The 6,734-nt window shown below is 72.0% G+C and carries 6 protein-coding genes; all 6 read left to right on the top strand.

Annotated elements, in window-relative coordinates:
- Positions 1-1,640 (top strand): ABC transporter family substrate-binding protein (locus AC0CYZ_RS18625; protein WP_472218003.1); only part of this gene is annotated, 1,640 nt, incomplete at its 5' end.
- Between the two features lie 66 nt (positions 1,641-1,706).
- Entirely contained in the window at positions 1,707-2,705 is a 999-nt protein-coding gene (locus AC0CYZ_RS18630; protein ID WP_472218004.1) for an ABC transporter permease, read from the top strand.
- Between the two features lie 79 nt (positions 2,706-2,784).
- Positions 2,785-3,630 carry an ABC transporter permease gene (locus AC0CYZ_RS18635; RefSeq protein ID WP_472218011.1) on the top strand — a complete coding sequence of 282 codons (846 nt, stop codon included), beginning with the start codon at positions 2,785-2,787 and terminating at the stop codon, positions 3,628-3,630.
- Between the two features lie 5 nt (positions 3,631-3,635).
- Positions 3,636-4,694 carry an ABC transporter ATP-binding protein gene (locus AC0CYZ_RS18640; RefSeq protein ID WP_472218006.1) on the top strand — a complete coding sequence of 353 codons (1,059 nt, stop codon included), beginning with the start codon at positions 3,636-3,638 and terminating at the stop codon, positions 4,692-4,694.
- On the top strand, positions 4,691-5,752 hold the full coding sequence (locus AC0CYZ_RS18645) for an ABC transporter ATP-binding protein (protein ID WP_472218008.1): 1,062 nt from the start codon (positions 4,691-4,693) through the stop codon (positions 5,750-5,752). Before AC0CYZ_RS18640 ends, AC0CYZ_RS18645 begins: the two co-directional genes overlap by 4 nt.
- 99 nt (positions 5,753-5,851) lie before the next feature.
- A complete protein-coding gene (locus AC0CYZ_RS18650; protein WP_472218010.1) occupies positions 5,852-6,520 on the top strand; it encodes a maleylpyruvate isomerase family mycothiol-dependent enzyme in 669 nt (222 codons plus the stop codon).
- The last annotated feature ends 214 nt before the right edge of the window (positions 6,521-6,734 follow it).

Consider the following 6,734-nt stretch of genomic DNA (forward strand, 5'->3'; position numbering starts at 1 on the left):
AGGGCCGCCAGGGCAACGTCTACCGGGCGCCGCAGGTCCCGTCCGGGCCCGGAGTGGTCGTGGCCGCGGACACCTCCTACACCGCGTACAACAACGACACCGCGGCCAACAACTCGGTCTACAACCTCTATCCGCTGCTGCCCGTCCTCTCCGCCGCCACCGTCCTCGACAACGACGGCACCCCGCTGGTCAACGGCGACATGATGGACGGGATCGACCTCGTCTCGTCCACCCCGGAGACGGTGCAGTGGAAGATCAAGCCCGGCGTGACCTGGTCCGACGGCCAGCCGTGGAACTGCAAGGACTTCTACCTCGCCTACCTCGCGGGTAGCGGCAAGATCCCCGGCTTCACCGCCGCGAGCACGAACGGCTACGGCAACATCGGCCAGGCCCAGTGCCTGAACGACACGACCTTCCAGGCCACGTTCGCCCAGCCCTTCGCGGACTACATCGGCCTGTTCAGCCAGAACAACGGCGACCTGCTGCCGGCCCACGTCCTGGAGCAGAGGACCGGGATCCCCGACGTCCGCCAGATCACCCCGCAGTCGCCGCCCGACCAGCTCGCGAAGCTGACCCAGTTCTGGAACACCGGGTGGAACGGCTTCGACAAGTCGGTCGACCTGTCCTCCGGCCCGTACCAGTTCGACAGCTGGGTGCAGGACCAGTCGGTGAAGCTCACGCGGAACCCGGCCTGGAAGGGCGCGCCCGGCGGCCCGGAGACCCTGACCTACCGCAACATCGCGGACGCCACGGCCGCGGCCCAGGCGCTGCAGAACAACGAGATCCAGGTGACGGCCAACCAGCCGGACGTCAACTCGGCGAACCTGCTGCGCGGGCTGGCCGCCCAGGGCATCAAGTTCCAGGCGACGTCCGGCGCGTCGTACGAGCACCTGGACATGAACTTCAAGAACCCGCTCTTCGCCGACAAGGCGGTGCGGCAGGCGTTCGCCCAGTGCGTCCCGCGCCAGGAGATCGTCGACAAGCTCATCAAGGGCATCCAGCCCGACGCGGCGCCGCTGCAGAGCCTGATGTTCCTGCCCACCCAGAAGGGCTACCAGGACGCCTACTCGCAGATCGCGACCGGCGACCTCGCCCAGGCCAACCAGACGCTCACCGCCGACGGGTGGGCCAAGGGTCCGGACGGCATCTACGCCAAGGCCGGGAAGCCGTTGACGTTCCGGATCAGCCACACCAACGTGCCGCGGCGCGTGCAGACGGTGCAGCTGATCCAGGCGGCCTGCGGTCAGGCCGGCATGAAGGTGGTCGACGACGACGACCCGAACTTCCTCGACACCCGCGTCGGGGCCGGGGACTTCGACGTCGCGCTCTACGCGTGGCAGAACGACCCGTTCGTCTCCTCCCACCAGTCGATCTACCAGACCGGTGGCGGGCAGAACCACCAGAACTACTCGAACCCCCAGGTCGACGCGCTGATGGCGCAGGCGACGTCCAACCTCGACCCCAACGGCTACCTCCAGCAGTGGCAGCAGGCCGACAAGCTCCTGGCCGGGGACGTGGCCTCGGTCCCGCTGTACGTCCAGCCGAACACCGTCGGCTATACCGACAAGATCGACAACGTGTGGTACCAGCCGAACCTCGGCGCCATGCTGCACGCGAACGAGTGGGCCGTCAGTCAGTAGCCTCCGGCTCCCCGCCGGGCCGGCGATCCCGGCCCGGCGGGGACGGCCACGAAGGAGAGGTGACACGTGGCCGCGTACATCGTGCGGCGCATCCTGATCTCGATCGGCGTGCTGTTCGTGGCGTCGTTCCTGCTCTACCTCGCGGTGGCCACCTCGGGCGATCCCCTCGGCGCGCTGAAGGCCCGCCCGGGCATCACGCAGGCGACCATCGACACGACGGCGCGGGCGCTGGGGCTCGACCAGCCGGTCGTCGTGCGCTGGTGGACCTGGCTCACCGGCGTGCTGAGCGGTGACTGGGGCACCAGCGTCGCCCTGGGGCAGGCGCAGGCCCCGGTGTTCCCGACCGTGATGCACGCGCTGTGGGTGACCATCCGCCTCGTCGTGATCGCCGAGGTCGTCGCGCTCCTCGGCGGGGCCGCGGTCGGCGCCGTCGCGGCGCTGCGGCAGTACTCGATCACCGACTACGTCGCGACGACCCTCGCCTTCGTCCTGTTCTCGATGCCCGTCTTCTGCATCGCGATCATCCTCAAGACCTACGGCATCCAGTTCAACCTGCTGCTCATCGACCTCGGCGGCGACCGCTGGCTCACCACGGCGGGCCCGCCCGACAGCGGGTTCACCGGCAGCCCCGGGCACGTGTTCTTCACCTTCACCGGGACCTACCTCCTCCCGACGATCGCGCTGGCCTCGATCAGCTTCGCCGCCTACAGCCGCTTCCAGCGGGCGTCGATGCTCGAGGTCATGCGCCAGGACTACGTGCGGACGGCGCGGGCGAAGGGGCTCTCCGAGCGGCAGGTGGTGCTGCGGCACGCGCTGCGCAACGCGCTGCTCCCGGTCACGACCTACTTCGCCTACAACTTCGGCGCGGTGTTCGGCGGCGCGATCGTCACCGAGCAGGTGTTCGGCTGGAACGGGATGGGCTCGCTGCTCGTGCGCTCCATCGGGCAGTACGACCCGAACATGCTCATGGGCTGGCTGCTCGTCACCGCCACGATCGTCGTGCTGTTCAACCTGATCGCGGACATCGCGTACAGCTACCTCGACCCGAGGATCCGCCTTGGCTGAGACCACCGACGTCGCCCGGAGACATCCCGGCAAGGTCCCGACGCCCGACCCGGCGAGGGACGGCGGGGAGCCGGGCGGGGTGTACCTCTCGCAGGGGCAGCTCGTCCTGCGGCGCTTCCTGCGCCACCGCGCGGCGATGACCAGCCTGACGATCCTCGTGCTGTTCGTCCTCTTCGTCTATGTCGCACCCCCGTTCCTCGGCTACTCGCTCACCGACCTCTCCGCCGGCTCCTACGAGGACCCGAGCGCGGCCCACGTCTTCGGCACCGACCAGGTCGGCGCGGACGTCTTCTCGCTGGTGATGAAGGGCGCCCAGTTCTCGCTGCAGATCGGGCTGTTGACCACGGTCATCGCGACGGTGATCGGGGTGCTGCTGGGGACGCTCGCCGGCTACCTCCGGCGCGGGGCGGACACGGCGATCTCGCGCCTGACCGACCTGTTCCTGGTCGTCCCGCTCCAGGCCGCGGCGGCGGTGCTGATCAACGGCGTCGGCGGGTCGTGGTGGCTCGTCGGCCTGGTCCTCGGGTTCTTCCTGTGGATGCCGATCGCCCGCGTCACCCGCGCGGAGTCGCTGGCGCTGTCCCAGCGGGAGTTCATCGAGGCGGCCCGCGCCGCCGGGGCCACGACGTGGCGGATCGTGACGCGGCACCTGGTGCCCAACATGGTCGGCACGATCGTCGTCAACGCGACGCTCACCCTCTCGCTGGCGGTGCTCACCGAGGCGGCGCTCTCGTTCATCGGCCTCGGCGTCCGGATCCCGGACACGTCGCTGGGGCTGGTGCTCAACCAGAACTACACCCAGCTGGCGACGCGGCCGTGGCTGTTCTGGGCGCCCTTCGTCGCGATCGTGCTGATCTCCCTGACCATCAACTTCATCGGCGACGGGCTGCGCGACGCGTTCGACCCCCGCCAGACCCGGAGGTGAGTCCGGTGGCCCAGGACGAGGCGCTCCTCGAGGTCGACGGCCTCTCCGTGACGTTCAGCTCCGAGGAGGGCGACGTCCACGCGGTGCGCGACGTGAGCTTCCGGGTCGAGCCGGGGGAGGTGCTCGGCGTCGTCGGCGAGTCCGGGTCGGGCAAGTCGGTGTCGCTCATGGCGGTGCCGCGGTTGCTGCCCGGCTCGGCCCGGGTCACCGGCTCGATCCGCTTCGCCGGCCGGGAGCTGGTCGGGGCGTCGCCCGAGACGCTGCGCGGCCTGCGGGGCGCCGACGTCGCGGTGATCTTCCAGGACCCGATGAGCTCGCTGAACCCGGTGCACACGGTGGGCCGCCAGATCGCCGAGGCCCGGCGCGCGCACGACCGCGTGTCCAAGGACGAGGCGTGGTCCGACGCCGTCGCCGCGCTCGCCCTCGTCGACATCCCGCAGCCGGAGGCCCGCGCGAAGCAGTACCCGCACGAGTTCTCCGGCGGCATGCGCCAGCGCGCGATGATCGCGATGGCCATGGTCAACCGGCCGCGGCTGATCATCGCCGACGAGCCCACGACCGCGCTCGACGTCACGGTCCAGGCGCAGGTGCTCGAGGTGCTCGACCAGGTCCGGGTCGAGTCGGGCGCGTCGATGGTGCTGGTCAGCCACGACCTCGGCGTGGTGGCCGGCACCGCGGACCGGGTGCAGGTGATGTACGGCGGGACGATCGTGGAGACCGGCCCGACCGAGGACGTCTTCGACCGCCCCCGGATGCCCTACACCGTCGGGCTGCTGTCCTCGCTGCCCGTCGTCGACCAGCTCGGCGGGCGGCTCACCCCCATCCCCGGCGCCCCGCCCTCACTCGTCGCGCTGCCGTCCGGGTGCTCGTTCGCGCCCCGCTGCCCGCTGGTCGAGGACGCGTGCCGGATCGAGGAACCCCCGTTGATCACGGTCCGCGCGGAGCACTCGACCCGCTGCCGCCGCTGGGAGGTCCTCGCCGAGGGCGGGGCGAGCGACCTGTTCGCCCACGCGCAGGGCTCGACCGGGAGCGACACCGGGAACGACGTGGAGGTGTCCGCATGACCACGGCCCCCGCCGGGACCCCCGCGGCCGCGGAGTCCGACGACCCCGATAGCGCCCTGCTGCAGGTCCGGGACCTCACGACGACCTTCCCGGTCCGCAGCCGCGGCGTCTTCCCCCGCGTCACCGGGCGCGTCCAGGCCGTCACCGGGGTGTCCTTCGACGTCGAGGAGGGCGAGACCCTCGGCCTCGTCGGGGAGTCCGGGTGCGGCAAGTCCACGACCGGCCGCTCGGTCCTGCAGCTCATCCGGCCCGACTCCGGCTCGGTGCGCTACGCCGGCCGCGAGCTGGTCGGGCTCTCGGCCGCGCAGATGCGCCCGCTGCGCCGTGACCTCGCGATGGTGTTCCAGGACCCGTTCGGCTCGCTCGACCCGCGGCTGCCGGTCTCCGAGCTCATCGCCGAGCCGCTGCGCATCCACGCCGTGCATCCCGACGAGGCGGCCCTGCGCGCCCGCGTCGAGGAGCTCCTCGGGCTGGTCGGGCTCAAGGCCGAGCACCGTAACCGGTACTCCCACGAGTTCTCCGGCGGCCAGCGCCAGCGCATCGGGATCGCCCGGGCCCTCGCGGCGGACCCGCGGGTGATCGTCCTCGACGAGCCGGTCTCCGCGCTCGACGTCTCGGTGCAGGCCGGCGTCGTGAACCTGCTCGAGGACCTGCAGGAGCGCCTCGGGCTGTCCTACCTGTTCATCGCCCACGACCTCTCCGTGGTCCGCCACATCTCCGACCGCGTCGCGGTGATGTACCTGGGCAAGGTCGTCGAGATCGGCGACGCCGCGCAGGTGTACGACAACGCCCGGCACCCGTACACCAGGGCGCTGCTCTCGGCGGTGCCCCTGCCGGACCCGGCCGCGGAACGGCGCCGCCGCACGTCCCGGGTGGTCCTCTCCGGGGAGATCCCCAGCCCGGCGGACCCGCCGTCGGGGTGCCGCTTCCGCACCCGGTGCCCGAAGGCCCGGCAGCGCTGCGCCGACGAGGTCCCGCTGCTGCGCCCGTCCGACCCGGCCGGGCGGCACACGTTCGCCTGCCACTTCCCGGACGGCGACGCGGACTCCGCCGCCTGAGGCGGTCGCGGGCCGTCGAGGAGACGCTGGTGCACCGCCCGAGCCCGGATCCCCGTGCATGAGCGTCTCCTCGGTGGCAGGACGGGTACAGGACCCTCCGTGGACGAGATCGCGGAGTGGAGCCGGGCCCAGGCGCGGGTGATCGCGCTGATGGAGGCCGCGACCGACGAGCAGGTGGAGCGCACCGTCCCCGCCACCCCGGACTGGACGGCGCGGGACCTGTTCGCGCACATGGTCGGCCTCGGGAGCGACGTCGTCGCCGGGGACGAGCCCGACGACCACAACCCGGACTGGACCGCGAAGCAGGTCGAGCAGCGCAGGGACCGGTCGGTCAGCGACCTCGTGGACGAATGGCGCGAGACCGCCGAGCCGCTGCGGGCGTGGATGGCCGAGCACGGCACGCGCCCGCTCGGCGACGTGATCATCCACGAGCAGGACCTCCGCGGAGCCCTCGGCGTCCCCGGCGGCCAGGACACCGACGGGCTGGCGGCGATCCGCGACCGGTTCGCCCCGCGGGTCGGCGGCCGGCTGCCCGAGGGGACCACGCTGGGGCTCGTCGGGGAGTCGTGGTCGTGGGCCTCCGACGGTGGGGACCCGGAGCAGGCCGACGTCGTGATCGCGGCCCCGGACTTCGATCTCGCCCGCGCGCTGCTGGCCCGCCGCTCGGCCGACCAGCTCCGCGCCTGGACCCGCTCCGGCGACGTCGAGCCGGTGCTCGACGCGTTCGCCACCCTCGGCCCGCTGCCGGAGGACGACCGGCACGAGTAGGCCCGATGCCGGGACCCTCACGGGTCCGGCCCACCGGGCGCCGCCCCGTGGCGGTCCACTCGGTCGCACACGGCCCGCCGAACGGACCGCCACTAGGGTCGGCGGCGTGCCCGTGCCCCGCCGGATGGTCCTGGTCCACGCCCATCCCGACGACGAGACCATCACGTGCGGCGGGCTGATGGCGCGGGCGGTCGAGGCGGGCGTCGGGGTCACG

Source organism: Actinomycetospora sp., assembly GCF_055612215.1.

Bases quoted from the DNA above. Each gene is read 5' to 3' on its own strand.
- AC0CYZ_RS18645 (WP_472218008.1), top strand. From the start codon at position 4,691: ATGACCACGGCCCCCGCCGGGACCCCCGCGGCCGCGGAGTCCGACGAC.